We start from the raw sequence: 16107 nt of genomic DNA, 5'->3' as shown, positions 1-16107 counted from the left end.
AGTTTTTTATTGTACAGCACTCATTTTATTCAGTATTAGTTTTGTACCGTATTAGTTTTGCTCAACTTTTATAAAAGCTTTTAATAACAATAATAAAGGATGATGGCATGGGGACAACACAGACAGACGCAATTGAGCCTGTAAAGGCGAATAAACCTAGATTGATGTCGCTGGATGCACTGCGCGGCTTTGATATGTTTTGGATTTTGGGCGGTGAGGCCCTGTTTGGTGGCTTGCTTATTTTAACGGGTTGGGCGGGTTGGCAATGGGGCGATGAACAGATGCACCATAGCCAATGGCACGGCTTTCGGTTTTACGATTTAATCTTTCCGTTGTTTATTTTCCTCTCAGGTGTGGCCTTAGGTTTATCTCCCAAACGTTTAGATAAATTACCCCTGAGTGAGCGGTTACCTGTGTATCGTCACGGTATTAAACGACTCTTTTTATTGCTGTTACTGGGCATTTTATACAATCACGGTTGGGGAACCGGCGCGCCTGTCGATCCTGAAAAAATTCGCTATGCCAGTGTGTTAGGCCGCATCGCCTTTGCATGGTTCTTTGCCGCATTATTGGTGTGGCATACGAGTCTACGAACCCAAATTATCGTCGCCTTGGGCATTTTACTCGGTTATGGCGCAATACAACTTTGGTTGCCTTTCCCCGGTGGACAGGCGGGCGTGCTCTCACCAACGGAATCAATCAATGCCTATGTCGATTCGATATTATTACCCGGCGTGAGCTATCAGGGGCGCACACCCGATCCTGAAGGTTTACTGTCGACTATCCCCGCCATAGTCAATGCGTTAGCGGGTGTGTTTGTCGGCCACTTTATTGTTAAATCCCATCCTAAAGGTGAGTGGGCTAAAGTGGGATTGCTCGCCGCTGCGGGGGGCGTTTGTTTATCCTTAGGTTGGCTGTTAGATGGTGTTATTCCGGTCAATAAAGAGTTGTGGACCAGTTCATTTGTGCTAGTGACATCGGGCTGGAGCATGATCCTACTGGCGCTATTCTATGCCTTAGTCGATGTGCTTAAGTGGCAAAAAGCCGCCTTTTTCTTTGTGGTGATTGGCACCAACGCCATCATTATCTATTTAGCGTCGAGCTTAGTGGATTGGAAATATATCGCCCAAAGCGTGTTTGGCGGCTTAGTCGCTGCCTTGCCTGAAAACGCTCAAGCGTTAGCTGCGGTTGTCAGCTTGCTCGCAGTGCAGTGGCTGGTTTTATACTGGATGTATCGCCGCAATATTTTTGTCAGGATTTAGTTAGGTCCGTTTATTCAGATAAGCCGTAGACATCCAGTGTCTGCGGCTTATTGCTATTTGAATATGACTTACGCCCTAACGGTTTGGCTGCGGTGTCAATGTCATGTCAGAGTTATGAAGAGTTGGGTGGTAAATCATAAATGACAGCGTTGTCTTTTTGTGTTATTTGTTTTAACATCAGTGAAACAATGGTGCGTTTGGATGATAACATTAGCCATTGCACACGAGTCGCGCTACGGGTATGTGGAACGCTGAGCTGTTTTTCGTCCCCTCATCACCTTAATAATTAATTACTATAAGAAGCAGGTTTATGGAAATGACACTCGATAAAAGCCAGCAGAAAAGCAGCTTTCTCCCCATGGCCATAGTGGCCGCGCTCTTTTTCATCCTCGGATTTGCCACTTGGTTGAATGGGTCTTTAATGCCGTATTTAAAACAAATATTGCAACTCAATCCCTTTCAAGCCTCGTTGATCCTGTTTTCCTTTTATATTGCCGTGACCTTTACTGCCTTGCCATCTGCTTGGCTTATTCGCAAAGTCGGCTATAAGAATGGTATGGCTATCGGTATGGGCGTGATGATGTTGGCGGGCTTACTGTTTATTCCCGCTGCTGAAACGCAAATATTTGCCTTATTCCTTTTCGCTCAATTAGTGATGGGCGCGGGCCAAACTCTTTTACAAACTGCGGTTAACCCCTATGTGGTGCGTTTAGGCCCAGAAGAATCAGCCGCTGCCCGTGTGAGTGTGATGGGCATTTTGAATAAAGGTGCGGGCGTGATTGCGCCTTTAGTATTCTCGGCACTGATTTTAGACAGCTTTAAAGACCGTATTGGTACTGAGTTGACTCAAGTACAAATTGAAGAAATGGCTGACGGTTTAGTATTCCCCTATTTAGGCATGGCGATTTTTATCGGCATTTTGGCATTAGCGGTGAAGAAGTCACCCTTGCCAGAATTGTTGAATGAAGATGAGACTGCTGAAAATACCGATAAGGGCCAGCTTAAGGCGGCGTTATCTCACCCTAACTTAGTCTTCGGCGTATTAGCGCTGTTTGTTTATGTGGCTGTTGAGGTTATTGCTGGCGATACCATTGGCACATTTGCTTTGTCTTTAGGCATAGAGTCATACGGTGTTATGACTTCCTATACTATGGTGTGCATGGTGCTGGGTTATTCTTTAGGTATCCTGTTAATCCCGCGTTTTATTTCTCAGCCTAAGGCCTTGATGGTGTCGGCTATTCTAGGTTTGTTACTAACATGCGGTATTTTATTTGGCGACAATAACTCCTACGCTATCGCGAATGTTTTGTTAGTGCCTTTCGGTGGCGTGGCGCTGCCCGATACGTTGTTAATGATTGCTTTCCTTGGTTTAGCTAATGCCATCGTTTGGCCTGCGGTGTGGCCGCTAGCCCTGTCTGGTATGGGTAAATTGACCAGCACAGGTTCAGCGTTACTCATCATGGGGATTGCGGGCGGTGCCTTTGGTCCTGTGTCTTGGGGCTTAATGAGCTCGGCAACGGATATGGGGATGCAGGGCGGTTATATGGTGATGTTGCCCTGTTATCTGTTCATCCTATTCTACGCGGTGAAAGGCCATAGGATGCGTCGTTGGTAGACAAGTCTGTTTGAATAGCTAAAAAGAAGCCCTCGTAGATGAGGGCTTCTTATTTTCTAGATATAAACGCTGGTGGATTAGAATGCGTAACTGACACTGGCGAGTGCGGTATCTGAGTTTTTAAATACGCCGTCAGAGACTTTTTGATCGCCGCTAAGATCTGTCGCTAACCAAGCAAGTGATAAACCAAAACCCGCTAGCTCTGTTGATACGCCGATAGAATAATCTGAATAACTATCAAAGCCTTCACCGTCGTTCAGTGCATCGCCTACGTTGTAGCCGTAGTGCAGATCGAGACTCCAGTTCTCAAGAAACTCGTATGAATAGTTAAGCTCAGCGTAGTGATAGTCTAAATCTGTGCCGCCGTAGTCATTGGTATACCAATAGGCCGCGCGAAAGCCTTTAAAATCCATGCCCGCTGCAACTTCAAAGTAGCCAATGTCACTCTCGCCGGAATAGTTATAACGGTTCAGGGTGATGTCGTAGGTCAGATCTTCGTTGATTTCACCGCCATAGGCGACATAGAAATCGTATTCGATATCAGGGCCGTTATAACCTGGCTCGTCAAAGTCCACATTACTCGCCCAAGCGCCGACAGAGAAACCAGATTCGAAGCTCCAATCGATGCCGCCTTGCACTGCGGGGTCGCCCGCCGTTTGTGATATGCCGCGGAAACGATAGTCACTCGTGACACCGATTTCCCCTGTCACTTCGGCGGCGGCCATGCCGGAGAATAGGGTCGTGGTTAGCGCGAGTCCGACAAGCTGTACCAGCCGTTTTTTATTCAGATTGTTATACACGGTATTTCTCCCATTTTCTTTGTTGACTCGGATGTTACTGGTTGCCATGGCTATTTTATGGCGCAAGTGCATCCGTTGGTTTGCCAAACAACAGCCTAGGAAAACCCGTTGCTGTGACCTCATGGCGAGTAGTGGCTAAGCTAACTTAGCTATTTTACTGGGGGCTTAAATCGGCCCTTTTAGTGTTACTTTTGCTCAAAAATGACGTAAACCTTACGGCAGGGTTCCACGACTTCCCAGGTGCCTTGAAAGCCCGCGGGTATGATAAATCTGTCACCCACAGTGAACGTCTGAGATTGGCCTTGAAGATCGGTTATTACACTCCGGCCTTCGAGGATCTCGCAGTACTCGTATTCAGTGTAGTTTATTTTCCAAGCCCCTGATTCACTTTGCCAAATTCCACTGTGGAATTGGTCACAAGGGCTAGAATAATGATTCTCTAACCCTTGGGTTGGATTGCCTGAGAGCAACTTTTCCGCTGGTAACTGATAGGTTTGAGCGGTTGTTTGCGCCGTAGCAAAGCGAATAATGGCGTTGATACTCACAGTCATTTACGATTTCCTTGTTGAGCCGACATTTGGCTATTTCATCGTTGGCATCACAAACTCGGCTTGAGTCTGTTTACCTACGGGCCAGCGGGCTGTAATCGCCTTACGTTTGGTATAAAAACGCACGCCATCTGGGCCATGCATATGCAGCGGGCCAAAGAGCGAACGCTTCCAGCCGCCAAAACTGTGGAACGCCATCGGCACCGGAATTGGCACATTCACCCCAACCATACCGACTTGCACGTGGTGGCAGAAATGGCGCGCCGCTTCACCACTTTGGGTGAAAATCGCCGTGCCATTGCCAAATTCGTGTTGGTTAATTAGCTCAAGCGCCGTCGGGTAATCTTTCACGCGCACAATCTCCAGCACTGGGCCAAAGATTTCTTCGCGGTAGATGCTCATCTCTGGCGTGACGTGGTCGAACAGACAGGCGCCGAGGAAATAGCCCTGCTGATGATCCTCCACACTCAATTTACGGCCATCGACCAGTAGCTGTGCGCCTTCTTGCACACCGTCTTCAACATATTGGGTGACCTTGGCAAGGTGCTGTTTTGAGATCAGCGGGCCCATTTCCATCTCAGGGGTGAGACCGTTACCGACTTTTAAGCTTTGGATTTGCGGTAGCAGTTTTTCCACTAACGCATCGCCCACATCACCTACTGCCAGCACGACTGAAATCGCCATACAACGCTCGCCAGCACTGCCGTAGGCTGCGCCCATTAAGGCGCTAACGGCTTGGTCTAAATCCGCATCTGGCATGAGTAGCATATGGTTTTTCGCGCCGCCTAAGGCTTGTACGCGTTTGCCATGTTTGGAGGCTGTGCTGTAGATGTATTCGGCAATTGGCGTTGAGCCCACAAAGCTCACCGCTTGCACATCTTTATGGGTGAGTAAGGTATCGACGGCTTCTTTGTCGCCGTTAATCACGTTAAACACACCATCGGGAAGACCCGCTTCTTTAAGCAATTCGGCAATACGCATCACCGAGCTTGGGTCTTTTTCCGAGGGTTTCATAATAAAGGTGTTACCGCAGGCAATCGCGATTGGGAACATCCACATGGGAACCATCACGGGGAAGTTAAAGGGCGCTATGCCTGCGACAACACCTAAAGCTTGATTTACTGACCAGGAATCGACACCGCCACCCACTTGTTGTGTGTGTTCACCCTTAAGCAAGTGCGGAATACCACAGGCAAATTCGACCACTTCGAGACCGCGGATAAGCTCGCCCTTAGCATCATCTAACACTTTGCCGTGCTCGCGGGTGATAAGCTGCGCCATTTCATCTAAGTGCTGCTCGACTAAGGCTTTGAATTTAAAGAGCACTCGAGCGCGGTTGAGTGGCGTTACCTGTGACCAGGTTTCAAAGGCGGTTTTAGCGATAGCGATGGCTTCGCCGACTTCCGCTGCGCTTGCCAGTGAGACTTGACCGCGGCATTCACCGGTTGCGGGTTCAAAAACATCTTGGGTTCGGACGCTGGTTGGTGTGTGCTGACCATTAACAAAATGAGTGATGTTGAGCATAATTAACCTTTGCTGTTCCCCGCCGCAGCGGGGTGTTGAATGTGAGGGTAGAGCGAACCGCTGGCGCTATTATCCAACGGCGTTAATGGCGTCGCTGAGGCTATTAACCATTTGGTCAATCTCGCGTTTATCGACAATCAGTGGCGGTGACATGGCAATGATGTCGCCCGTAGCCCGCACTAATGTGCCGTGGCGGAAGCAGTGTTCAAATACCCCGTAGCCCCGTTTACCCGCGCCTTGGGCGTTAGGGGCAAATTGGATCCCCGCGACTAATCCGGTGTTGCGAATATCAATCACATTCGGCAGGCCCTTGAGGCTGTGTACGGCATCTTCAAAGTAGCGTTCAAGCTCAAAACTGCGTTCGAATAGTTGTTCATTCTCATAAATCGATAGGGTGGCGAGTGCCGCCGCCGCAGCCACTGGATGGCCGGAATAGGTATAGCCGTGGAAGAACTCAATCAATTCTGTGGGGCCTTGCATGCAAGTGTCGTGGATAAAATCTTGCACAAACACAGCGCCCATAGGGATAGCGCCGTTATTGATGGCTTTAGCCGTGGTGATCATATCTGGGGTAACACCCCAGCGTTGACTCGCAAAGGCGGCGCCAATACGGCCAAAGGCGGTAATGACTTCATCAAAAATCAATAGAATGCCGTACTTTTGAGTGATTTCACGCAGACGCTTTAAGTAACCTTGGGGCGGCAATATCACCCCAGCAGAACCCGACATAGGTTCAACGATTACGGCGGCAATATTCTCGGCGCCATGCAAGGTCACTAGTTGTTCTAATACTTCGGCTTTTTCAGCGCCAAAGGGCGATAATCCTCGGGTAAAGGCCGCATTTTGAATATCTAAGGTGTGAGGTAAGTGATCGACCCCTTGCAGTAATTGGCCGCTAAAGGCTTTACGATTGTTACTTAAGCCACCCACAGAGATACCGCCAAAGCCGACACCGTGGTAGCCCATTTCGCGGCCAATAAAGCGGGTGCGCGAAGCTTGACCATTTGCCCTGTGATAGCAAAGTGCCATCTTAAGCGCAGTATCGACAGACTCAGAGCCAGAGTTAGTAAAGAACACCTTGTTCAATCCCTCTGGGCTTAGCTCGGTTAAACGCTCGGCAAGTTCAAAGGCAATGGGATGGCCCATTTGGAAGGATGGAGCGTAATCCATCTCTTTAATTTGTTTACTGACCGCCTCGCTAATTTCTCTGCGACCATGGCCTGCGTTACAACACCATAAACCCGCGGTGGCATCTAATACCTTATTGCCATCAATATCCGTGTAATACATGCCTTCGGCCTTGGCGAGTAGCCGCGGATTGGCTTTGAATTGACGGTTGGCGGTAAAGGGCATCCAGAAGTGTTCTAGGGAGGGCGCATTGCTGAGTGAGTTGAGCGGCAAATCGGCCATAGTAATCTACCTTGTCCTGTATTAGCGGGTATTGTTTTATGGTGGTTAATATTTGCTATGCTATGTTAGAAATAATGAACATGGAAGAGGTCTGTGCAGTTATTTGTGGCAAAAAAGCTATTTTTGTAAAAAATATTGAATTTTATTGCTCAAACAGCGTAATCTGAAGTCCGAATTATGCCTGTGATGATGTTAATGGTTTGCGCTAACATCGCCACAGGCCACTATTATTTGTCGATGAACGATAAACCACACCTATACGAACGATTAAGAGGTCATCATGAGCACACCGAAGAAACGCAGCGAATGGGAAAGTCTTGCTGCCAGCCTATCTATTAATGGTAAGGCGTTTATCAATGGCGAATACCAAGATGCCGTTTCGGGTAATACCTTCGATTGCATTAGTCCTATTGATGGCCGCTTGCTGGCCAAAGTCGCCAGTTGCGATCTTGCGGATGCCAATCTTGCGGTTGCCAATGGCCGCAGCGTATTCGAGTCCGGTGTTTGGTCGCAGCAGTCTCCGGTAAAGCGTAAGCAAGTGATGATACGTTTCGCTGAGTTATTGGAAGAAAATGCCAATGAACTCGCGCTGTTAGAAACCCTCGATATGGGTAAACCTATTCGTTTCTCTAAAGCGGTGGATGTGGCGGGTGCCGCCCGTGCGATTCGCTGGTCTGGTGAAGCGATTGATAAAATTTACGATGAACTCGCGCCAACCGCTCACAATGAAATAGGCATGATCACCCGTGAACCCGTGGGGGTTGTGGCCGCGATTGTGCCGTGGAACTTCCCAATGCTGATGGCGTGTTGGAAGCTCGGGCCTGCGCTTGCTACGGGTAATAGTGTGGTATTAAAACCCTCTGAAAAGTCACCCTTAACGGCTATCCGTATGGCGCAATTAGCTATCGAAGCCGGGATCCCACGGGGCGTATTAAACGTGTTGCCAGGATTTGGTCATACTGTGGGTAAAGCCTTAGCCCTGCATATGGATGTGGATACCCTGGTGTTCACAGGGTCCACCAAAATCGCAAAACAATTAATGATTTACGCTGGCGAGTCGAACATGAAACGCGTGTGGTTAGAGGCGGGGGGCAAGAGCCCGAATATCGTCTTTAATGACGCGCCAGATCTGAAAGCCGCCGCCGTTGCTGCGGCCGAAGCGATAGCCTTTAACCAAGGTGAAGTCTGCACCGCAGGTTCACGTTTGCTGGTGGAATCTGGGGTGAAAGATGAGCTAATCGCGCTTATTACTGAGGAGTTAGCCTCATGGCATCCGGGTCATCCACTCGATCCCGCCACTGTGAGTGGCGCTGTTGTCGATAAACAACAGTTAGACACAGTACTCAGTTATATCAAAGCGGGTAAAGACGAAGGTGCAACCTTGGTCCACGGTGGCTGCCAAGTGATGGCAGACACGGGCGGTGTGTATGTGCAGCCAACGGTATTTTCTAATGTAAACAACCAAATGAAGATTGCCAGCGAAGAGATCTTCGGCCCAGTGTTATCTGTTATTGAATTTAATGGCATGGAAGAAGCGATATCAATCGCCAACGATAATATTTACGGTTTAGCCGCTGGTGTGTGGACATCGGATATTAGCAAGGCCCATAAAACCGCCAAAGCTTTGCGCTCTGGTATGGTATGGATCAACCATTACGATGGCGGCGACATGACAGCGCCATTCGGTGGCTATAAACAGTCAGGTAATGGCCGAGATAAATCTCTGCACTCCTTCGACAAATACACAGAATTGAAAGCGACTTGGATCGTGCTATAAGCGCTTAGTTTTTATAACCGCTCTTTTTTGTCTATATAAAAGAAGGAGCCACTTTCGCTCAATACTAAAACCTCTTTTCATTGTGCATGGAAAGAGGTTTTTTATTTTTAGGACGGTTTTGCCCCCAAGCAAGATCATTGAATCGTCAGTTGTGCTGCATTAATTGCCATTGTTTCCCCTGTGACTCGCCGTCTATTTCTTTTAAAAGAAAAATCCCTATAGGCTCGACGGCGGCATTTGCTGTATATGGCTCTTGATTACAAGAATCGAATGTTGCGATCACATGGCCAATGATGTTCCCGACATCATAGTGGTATTTCCCATATCCCTATGGGTCAGATGTGAATGAGCCAGGGCGGGATTAAGCTTTGTTAAATCTCTTAACCAAAGAAAATCTCGCTCCTAAAATCGCCATTCCATGCAGCCTTTCTCATCTTGGTTGGTTTGCTGGCTTTTAGCGGATGTTGCTCTAAAAGGTTCAGCACGATACGACGAAATAACGCCATCTTCTTCGCGTTTTCACGGTCACCAATTCTTGAACAGTCTTCCCTAAATGTTACGTCAAGCACCCAGTGTTGCTGGTTCTCGATGTGCCAATGCTGACGCACCGCTTTGGCTGCAAGTTCGACGTCTAAAGGTAAGGAACTTAAGTAATAATCCGTATTAATGGTTGTAACACCTTTATGTGTTCGTTGACGTTCAACTGCTATGAGCGACTTGGCTGATGGCCACTTTTTCGCGAGCGCCTGCGGCAGCTTTGCTGGGACTTGAAACGTCATGCGACGCTCCTTACGGCCATGCCCCTTGTCATCCTCTTCGATACTCAATATGTCGACGCCGTCGTTATCCCAGTGAGGTTGGAACTGCATTTCTATGGCCTGCCTAAGTAGAGGTTGATTGCCTTTGACCTGAACAACATAGTCGCCTTTAGCTTTGATGATTTGTTGAAGCGTTTCCCGCTGGCAGTGAAGTGCATCAAAGGTTACAACAGCATCTTTAATGTCTAACATGTGCAACAGCGCTTGAACCGTTGCGATTTCGTTACCTTTGGTCTGTGTATCTTGCTGATACAGCACAATTCCTTGTTCTGTATCAAAGGCCGAGATGAGGTGAAGCGCATTTTTAGCGCCATGCTGATTAACAGCACCCCGCAAGGTTTTTCCATCGATAGCGATCAAAGGCTTAGATGATGCTTCTCTTACGCGATTAACCCAACTAAAGAGTGTCAACACCAGTATTTCGCTATCGATGACTTTAATGATCCGAGCAATAGAATGTCGAGTAGGGATCCCGTTATCAAAATTTCGATGTTTACGCAGCCAAGATAGATTCTCTTTGCCGAATTCTTCGATAGCTTGCCAGCCATCGCAACCTGAAGCGATAGCGGCTAAAACGAGAAAAATAATATCAACTAAATCATGGTTTAGATTGATGTGAGAGCGAGGGTCTTCGATGAGTTTCAAGTGTTCAAATAAGGACATGGATTAGGCTCAGTAGAATAACATGCCCGATCAGATCATGCAGATACGAAGAAGTTCCCTACTGTTAACAAAGTATGATCCCGCCCTGGTGAATGAGCAACCATGCCGCCAACGGTCTCTGGTACAACAATGCCAATCCTCACTAACCCTTTCGCTGTTCGTTTAGCTAAAAGCTATTACCCGAAATGAGTTAGTAAGTTGTCAGTGGCGTCGCAACAAACGGACTTTGTGCCCTAAACATTCTCATCTATATTTCTCGCTTGGCGCAAGTCACCTGCGATTTGTCAAAACTGTGCAAGTATACAGTCGTATTTAAATCATAAGTATTTTAAGCGATTTTGAACTCATTTGTTTGCGCGTTTATTCAGCCTGAAATTAATAAAACCCTTTAAAATCATTTGTATATAATTTTCAAAATTAGTTAATAGATTTGGAAAAACGCGCATGCGCGTTTTTCCAGATGGTGTATTTGGCAGAAAGCTGATAAGTTCTTTGCATACAGATAGTTAACAGTGCGCGTTTTTACTGGTCCAACGAGGTAAACGCGCATGCGCACTAATAAAATATTATACGGAATTCAGATGAACACCGAGCAATTAACAGGTTTGGAATTTATTCAAGGAATTGTAAATGGCAAAATTCAAAATCCGTCAATTTCTGAAACGGTTCCAATGAAAATGGTCAAAGCCGCCGAAGGTTTCGTTGAATTTGAAGTTCAAGCAGACAATCGCCATCTAAATCCAATGGGTGGTGTTCATGGCGGCTTTGCTGCCACCGTTCTAGATTCAGTCACGGGTTGCGCAGTCCACACAACTCTTCCAGCAATGGCAAGTTATGCAACAGTAGACCTAAATATCAAAATGGTTAAACCTGTTCCTCTAAATACATCCCTTGTTGCAACAGGTAAAATCATTTCAAAATCCAAGTCACTCGCCACATCTGAGGGTTTTCTCAAAGATAGTAGCGGTAAAATTTATGCTCACGGTACTGCAACATGCATTATCAAAATGTAATTCCGTATAACCAAGCCCAGCACACCGCGCACATCGTGCGCTGGACTCGTGCAAGCTACGCTTGCACTCGCCTGTGGGTAACGTTAGTTTTTAAATTATATCTAGGAAAATTTGAGTTTATGAAAAAGAGTGTTTGTTGTTTAGCTTTAGCATTTGTAGTGGGTTGTTCTTCCACATCTCGCCTTATTGAAAATGATATTGCAGTTGCAGAGTTGAATAATGGCTCAGAGACATCACAATCGAATGTAAGTATTTATCTTCATAATGAAGGTACAAAGAAGGCTTCTGTAAGGTTCGAAACAAGGTATAAATCAGATCCAAATAAGGTTCATCGCCTCTACATCTTCGATGAGGATGTACCTGCACTTAAGACCTTACTTGTAAAAGTTCAAAATGATCAACTTACAGTTGAGGATATGTTGAAGCCTGTCAATTTTGGACGTGATAAAGGTGTGTTTGGACAAACGAATGCAAATAATAAAAAGTATGTAAGAATTAATACTTTCGAAGGTGCTTATCTATTTCCCGAGTCTTCAATTCCTAATTTGATCTCTATTTTAAATCAGCTTCAAGAAGCCAGTGAAATAAAAAATAACAAGGCGCTAAACTAGGGGGGGTGAATAAGCTCGTCGCTTTTCTCGATTTTAGCCTATTCAATTTTGCCTGTTAGCTAAGCGTTAGTTGCCAAAGGAAGATTGGAGCATGATTCAAGAAACTACTTAGACACCCAACCTAAAATGGCGTAACAGTTAACCTCCGGCTATGCTTTGGTTAAGCATTCGACAAGGAGGTTTTATGCCGCGCCCTCGCAGAACTCAAATTAGCCTTGAAGACACTCCCTATTACCATTGCTTTAGCCGCGTTGTTCGGCGCGCCTTTTTATGTGGCGATGATACCTATTCGGGGAAAAATTATGACCACCGTCGTGGTTGGGTAGAATCATTACTGTTTGAACTTGAAACGGTTTTTGCGATTGATGTGGCAGCCTTTGCTGTGATGTCAAATCACTTGCATGTAGTGTTGCGGGTAGATATCGACAGTGCAAATCGTTGGAATGACCGCGAAGTACTTGAACATTGGCATAAGCTATTTAAAGGCGATGAACTAACACAAAAATTCACCAATGGTGAGTTAGTTGAACCCCACCAAGTGCTGAGGCTCAAGCATACCATTGCGATTTACCGCAGCCGATTGTGTGATATTTCATGGTTTATGCGCTGTCTTAACGAACCGATAGCAAGGCAAGCAAATCAAGAAGATAGCTGTACAGGTCGATTTTGGGAAGGTCGCTTTAAGTCACAAGCTCTACTCGATGAAGCCGCAGTGTTAGCCTGTATGGCTTATGTTGATTTAAACCCCATTCGAGCCAAGATGGCCGATACGCCAGAACAATCCGATCATACCAGCATCCAACTGCGGATTCGGACCGCATTAAAAGGTGAACAACCTAAAAACTTACTGTCTTTCATCGACAACGAGCGTGATAATCAGCCTAATGGCATCGCATTTTTGCTAACGGATTACCTTCAATTGGTGGAGGATACTGGGCGGATCATTCGCAAGGATAAACGTGGCGCCATCAGTGAAACTAGCGCCAAGTTACTGACAAAATTACATATTCCCCATGATAACTGGCTCAAACTGACCACCGAGTTTGGCAAGCTATTTCATGGTCCCGTGGGTACGTTGCAAGAACTCACCGATTACTGTGAACACTTAGAAAAGCGACGACGGCATTTTGCGGCAAGCTGTCAGCACTTTCACATTAACTGACAGCAATCTTGTGTAATCAATTAAATCGATGCTCCTTAGTAAATTGGGTGGATTAGTACGGCTGAAATTTGTCATTTTTTAATGGGTTAGCCTGATTTTGTTTTCCATCAGCAACCCAGCCACATTTTATCACTCTTATTAAGACAACTTTAGTCAATGCCGCTTGAAGGCAAACCGAAAGCACATTATGTTATTGTTTTAACTTGGGTGGCCAAATTTATTTGCAGCCAAATTTATTTGTATTATTGTTTTAACTTGGGTGGCCAAATTTATTCTTTTACTAGAGCAAGTATGAAGAACTTTATTAGCAAAGATCTAGATATTGAAGAGTTCAAAAAAAGATTCGATAACACCAGAGAAAGTTTTATAAATTCTCTAAAAACAGCAAGTAAAGGTTATCGAAATGTAAGGTTCTTCGCTTGTGATGAAAGTGGAGTCCCTATTAAATGGGTATGGGATGATGAAACGTTCACACATAACTGGGAAGAGGGCACTCTTGAAGACGCTATTCAGTTTGCCCGTCACATGATCAATAGTGGAATGTACTTTTCGTTTATGGGTTGTTTGTCTGGTTTCAGTGATCTTGATATTTGGCTGACCACCTTTGAAAACCCCATAAAGAAACCTACATGGCCAAGTGGTAAAGAACCAAAATTTGAGATTATCCATGAAGTGTTAACTCGTTAGGGCTTTGTTTGCCGCTCTAAATTAGGAAACAAAGCCTCGTTATGACTGCATATTTTATCTCAAAGTAAGAGGATGTTATGTGAATACACTTCAAAACCCAATTAGGCAATTCAATTTCGTCAAACTATTTGCACTGGCACTGCTAAGCTTTTTGGCTGGTTGTTCTTCGCTGCAGACAGGTGAAAATGGTAACTGGGTAGGATTTACCGAAACAGGTCAGGCTTCATTTTATGGGGATAAACATCAAAATAGGAAGACGGCCAGTGGTGAACTTTACAAACATAAATTAAAGACAGCGGCGCATACAAAGTTACCCTTTGGCTCGAGTGTTAAGGTCACCAATGTCGATAATGGCAAAAGTGTGATTGTAAAAATCAACGATAGAGGGCCTTTCGTACGTGGCCGCATTATTGATCTTTCTAAATCGGCCTTTAGCAGCATAGGCAACACTTCCTCTGGTTTGATTGATGTGAAAATTGAAGTCATTAAGTAGCGGCTATTTTGAAAAGGACTATCTTGAAAAACTGCTTTTACGCAATTTAGTGATTTAGTTGATAAAATTTACCTCCCCACTTTTAAAAAATACCAAAGCAGCTAATTTTTTAAGCCGATATTTGGGCTTTGCGGCATTTGGTGAGAGACTAGCGGCAGAATGAGAGAACAGTAAAAGGATCTCCTATGGAATACCCACTTGTTAGTACGCAGTGGCTCGAAGCACACCTCACCGACCCCCATTTAGTCTTGCTCGATGCCAGTATGGAAACCGTTATTGGTAAAGAACCCCTAGTTTACGATGAGCCTATTTGCATTCCGCGCTCACGCAGGTTCGATATTGAAAATGTATTTTTTGATAGGACTTCCACCCAAATCCATGCCTTGCCGACCTTTGAACAATTTATTCAAGGAATAGCGCAACTTGGGATTGAGGCCGACAGTGTTATCGTTATCTATGATAACCAAGGTATTTATTCATCCCCTCGGGCTTGGTGGACCTTTAAAGTCATGGGCTTTCATCGAGTCTATGTGCTCGATGGTGGCTTGCCCCAATGGATTGAAGAAGACCGTATTACCTCATCGCGTTATCAAGCCGAAGGCATCGATTATGGCCCAGCGGATATAGATACTTTGGCGGATGCGCTGCAATACCACCCCGAGCGGGTGATGGATGCTGAGGCTGTGCTATCTCGAATCGGAGATGTCGATACGGCGATTATCGATGCCCGTGGTGCGCCACGCTTTTTAGGTCAAGTCAGTGAGCCGCGCCCCGGTGTACGCTCTGGGCATATTCCTCACTCGGTGAATTTGCCTTTTGCTCAAGTGCTCGATGGCAATAAAATCAAAACGGCCAGTGAGTTACAGGCTATTTATCAAGAGCTGACAGCGGATAAGCCTGCACGGATATTTAGCTGTGGCTCAGGGATCACGGCCTGTATTTTGATCTTAGCTTCGGTAGCGGCGGGGCATACACATCCCATCCTTTATGATGGCTCCTGGGCGGATTGGGGCAGTCGTACCGATCTCCCCATAGAGTGCTAAGCGAGCTTTGTATTGATATTCGTGCTGTAGATTAAGTTGGCGTGGTTTTTTTGAATATCATTGGTTTTTTATATCGTTTGGTAAAATGCCAAGGAGACGGTCTTGATAGGCAGATTGATTGATAAGTTGGTATTTGGATTCATTCTAGTGATTGCCTTGCAATTACCACAACTGGCTGATCATTATCAGCAATTTCTAGCTGGGCTTTATGAGTCTACTCGATGGCAGGTTGAGGGTTACGAGGCAACGGCTAAGGAATATCATTATGCCGATGCTGAGGCCATGATTGCCCGTCACCAGCAAAATGAAGAACCTAGCGTGCGCGCCGACGCAGAGCAAAAGGTGCAGACATTGGCGCTTTATAAAGCGTTAACAGAGGGCGTGGCGATCTTTAATTCGGGCAACTTGTTTGAGAAAACAGCCTATATGTTTAGTCCCGTGCGCTTTGATTATCTTAAGAAAACCATCAGCAACTTTAAGCCTGGAATACCTTTAACCGACAGTGGGATTGGCTTTGGCGTTGTGGTGGCGTTAGGCGTGCATTACCTTGGTTCTATCCCTTTTATCCTGTGGGCAAGGCGTAGAAAGCGGCAAAGATTGGCGAGCACTTAAATAACGAGCATTTACACAATGATCATTTAAACAATGAGCACTTAAATGACTCGTACTTAAACAATAGTG

Annotated in this window: 15 protein-coding genes; 10 read left to right on the top strand and 5 right to left on the bottom strand. The window is 45.9% G+C overall.

Translation table 11 applies throughout. The features are described 5' to 3' along the window. Window positions 1-107: 107 nt before the first annotated feature. Both nagX and nagP read left to right on the top strand, forming a co-directional pair. Window positions 108-1262 (top strand): transmembrane glucosamine N-acetyltransferase NagX, encoded by a 1155-nt coding sequence (gene nagX, locus MJO46_RS07065; RefSeq protein ID WP_253988708.1) that lies wholly within the window; start codon window positions 108-110, stop codon window positions 1260-1262. 316 nt (window positions 1263-1578) lie between these two features. After that, the gene (gene nagP, locus MJO46_RS07060; protein WP_253988758.1) at window positions 1579-2877 is read left to right on the top strand and encodes an N-acetylglucosamine MFS transporter NagP; all 1299 of its coding nucleotides are present in this window, start codon (window positions 1579-1581) and stop codon (window positions 2875-2877) included. Window positions 2878-2954: 77 nt separating this feature from the next. On the opposite strand, the gene MJO46_RS07055 is transcribed toward nagP, so the two are convergent. From MJO46_RS07055 to MJO46_RS07040, 4 genes are all read right to left on the bottom strand, one after another. Continuing rightward, window positions 2955-3677, bottom strand: coding sequence for a TorF family putative porin (locus tag MJO46_RS07055; RefSeq protein WP_253988707.1), 723 nt, complete (start codon window positions 3675-3677; stop codon window positions 2955-2957). A 185-nt stretch (window positions 3678-3862) separates the two neighbouring features. Next, window positions 3863-4228 carry a cupin domain-containing protein gene (locus MJO46_RS07050; protein ID WP_253988706.1) on the bottom strand — a complete coding sequence of 122 codons (366 nt, stop codon included), beginning with the start codon at window positions 4226-4228 and terminating at the stop codon, window positions 3863-3865. A gap of 30 nt (window positions 4229-4258) precedes the next feature. Further along, on the bottom strand, window positions 4259-5749 hold the full coding sequence (locus MJO46_RS07045) for a CoA-acylating methylmalonate-semialdehyde dehydrogenase (RefSeq protein WP_253988705.1): 1491 nt from the start codon (window positions 5747-5749) through the stop codon (window positions 4259-4261). Between the two features lie 69 nt (window positions 5750-5818). After that, window positions 5819-7159, bottom strand: coding sequence for an aspartate aminotransferase family protein (locus MJO46_RS07040; protein ID WP_253988704.1), 1341 nt, complete (start codon window positions 7157-7159; stop codon window positions 5819-5821). A gap of 280 nt (window positions 7160-7439) precedes the next feature. Here MJO46_RS07040 and MJO46_RS07035 point away from each other — a divergent pair, with 280 nt between their 5' ends. Then, window positions 7440-8936, top strand: coding sequence for an aldehyde dehydrogenase (locus MJO46_RS07035; RefSeq protein WP_253988703.1), 1497 nt, complete (start codon window positions 7440-7442; stop codon window positions 8934-8936). A 380-nt stretch (window positions 8937-9316) separates the two neighbouring features. On the opposite strand, the gene MJO46_RS07030 is transcribed toward MJO46_RS07035, so the two are convergent. Continuing rightward, on the bottom strand, window positions 9317-10417 hold the full coding sequence (locus MJO46_RS07030) for an ISAs1 family transposase (RefSeq protein WP_253988702.1): 1101 nt from the start codon (window positions 10415-10417) through the stop codon (window positions 9317-9319). Between the two features lie 581 nt (window positions 10418-10998). On the opposite strand from MJO46_RS07030, the gene MJO46_RS07025 reads away from it, so the two are divergent. From MJO46_RS07025 to MJO46_RS06995, 7 genes are all read left to right on the top strand, one after another. Continuing rightward, on the top strand, window positions 10999-11430 hold the full coding sequence (locus MJO46_RS07025) for a PaaI family thioesterase (RefSeq protein ID WP_253988701.1): 432 nt from the start codon (window positions 10999-11001) through the stop codon (window positions 11428-11430). After that, window positions 11412-12041, top strand: a complete 630-nt coding sequence (locus tag MJO46_RS07020) for a hypothetical protein (RefSeq protein ID WP_253988700.1) — start codon at window positions 11412-11414, stop codon at window positions 12039-12041. The genes MJO46_RS07025 and MJO46_RS07020 overlap by 19 nt, the downstream gene beginning before the upstream one ends. Before the next feature lie 184 nt (window positions 12042-12225). Next, window positions 12226-13203 carry a transposase gene (locus tag MJO46_RS07015; protein ID WP_253988699.1) on the top strand — a complete coding sequence of 326 codons (978 nt, stop codon included), beginning with the start codon at window positions 12226-12228 and terminating at the stop codon, window positions 13201-13203. A gap of 156 nt (window positions 13204-13359) precedes the next feature. After that, complete coding sequence (locus MJO46_RS07010) at window positions 13360-13890, top strand: hypothetical protein (protein ID WP_253988698.1); 531 nt, start codon at window positions 13360-13362, stop codon at window positions 13888-13890. A gap of 79 nt (window positions 13891-13969) precedes the next feature. Then, window positions 13970-14383, top strand: a complete 414-nt coding sequence (locus MJO46_RS07005) for a septal ring lytic transglycosylase RlpA family protein (protein WP_253988697.1) — start codon at window positions 13970-13972, stop codon at window positions 14381-14383. A 185-nt stretch (window positions 14384-14568) separates the two neighbouring features. Beyond that, a complete protein-coding gene (locus MJO46_RS07000; protein WP_253988696.1) occupies window positions 14569-15426 on the top strand; it encodes a sulfurtransferase in 858 nt (285 codons plus the stop codon). Window positions 15427-15528: 102 nt separating this feature from the next. Further along, window positions 15529-16038: a DUF2937 family protein gene (locus MJO46_RS06995; RefSeq protein WP_253988695.1), complete on the top strand. Its 510-nt coding sequence runs from the start codon at window positions 15529-15531 to the stop codon at window positions 16036-16038. The last annotated feature ends 69 nt before the right edge of the window (window positions 16039-16107 follow it).

This window comes from Shewanella sp. KJ2020 (assembly GCF_024197625.1).
Classification (GTDB): Bacteria; Pseudomonadota; Gammaproteobacteria; order Enterobacterales; family Shewanellaceae; genus Shewanella.
Note: the sequence above shows the minus strand (reverse complement) of the source record. Positions and strands in the feature narration are given on the sequence as shown.